Origin of the sequence: Crenothrix polyspora, assembly GCF_900163755.1 — a bacterium.
Taxonomy (GTDB): domain Bacteria; phylum Pseudomonadota; class Gammaproteobacteria; order Methylococcales; family Methylomonadaceae; genus Crenothrix; species Crenothrix polyspora.
In genome coordinates, this window is record NZ_FUKI01000012.1 from 1 (window position 1) to 1,177 (window position 1,177).

The following is a 1,177-nucleotide window of genomic DNA, read 5'->3' on the forward strand; positions in this document are numbered from 1 at the left end:
TCTGTACATGACAAAAAAATAAGCCAATGAAATGTCATATAATTTTCGTTTTTGTAAACGAAAATCAGTATGGAACAAATTGAAGCACTATCTGGATTACTAAACTCACATTTCAACTGGAACAAAGCCAGGATGGATTGTTTTGTGGGGATGCTGATTTCCTTATTAAAAATCAGGAGTGTCAACTTAACTGAGCTGGCTACGGCCTTCCCAAGCGACGCTCAGAAGGAATCACGGTATCGTCGCATACAACGGTTCATAGACGGACATTTTATGTCATTTGACAATGTTGCCTGGTTCATTATGTACCTGTTTGAATTCGTTGAAAATGATTACTACTTAACATTGGATAGGACAAACTGGAAATGGGGATCGAAAAACATCAATATCTTGATGTTAGCCATCGCTTATAAAGGGACGGCCATTCCCGTGTACTGGATATTGCTGGATAAAAGGGGCAACTCCAATACCCGTGAGCGTATTGCCCTGATGAAGCGCTTTATCAAACAATTTGGGAAAGAACACATACGTGGCGTGTTGGCCGACAGGGAGTTTATTGGGGAAAAGTGGCTGAAATGGCTGGATAGCGAAGGCATCCTTTTTGATATCCGCATCAAAAAAGATGCCAAAGTGCCCAATAGCCAAGGCATTGAAGTGCAAGCTAAAAAATTGTTCATGTTCTTGAAACCCGGTGAAAAACTAACTTTGCCTGACGCAAGGAAGATGACAGGCATAAAGGTGTATCTATCGGGATTACGCCTTCAGGATGGCGAGCTGTTGATTGTCGCCACTAACTGGCTCGGTGACAACGCGATTGAGGTTTACAAAGAGCGTTGGCAAATCGAGACGTTATTTTCTTGCCTCAAAGGGCGGGGCTTCAACCTTGAAGATACCCACATCATCAGCCGCCTGCGCATCAAGCGGCTGTTGGTTGTTCCTGTCATTGCTTATTGCTGGGCGCATCGGACTGGGGAATGGCAACATGAAAACGTCAAAGCGATAAAGATTAAAAAACACCAGCGCCCCGCAAAAAGTATTTTCAGGGCTGGTCTCGATTATCTCCGTGATACGTTGTTTAACGTTGCCTATTCGCTTGAACAAGCCTTGCAGAACTTGCTTCAATTTATTGATTTAAAACAATGTTGCCAATCGCTATAATTTTTTGTCATGTACAGAG

At 42.9% G+C, this 1,177-nt stretch carries 1 protein-coding gene; it reads left to right on the forward strand.

Annotation, left to right across the window (positions count from 1 at the left end; all coding sequences use genetic code 11):
* Positions 1–69: 69 nt before the first annotated feature.
* Positions 70–1,158 (forward strand): IS4 family transposase, encoded by a 1,089-nt coding sequence (locus CRENPOLYSF2_RS00940; protein ID WP_087142098.1) that lies wholly within the window; start codon positions 70–72, stop codon positions 1,156–1,158.
* The last annotated feature ends 19 nt before the right edge of the window (positions 1,159–1,177 follow it).

Coding starts and splice junctions, on each gene's coding strand:
- CRENPOLYSF2_RS00940 (WP_087142098.1), top strand. CDS start 70: ATGGAACAAATTGAAGCACTATCTGGATTACTAAACTCACATTTCAAC.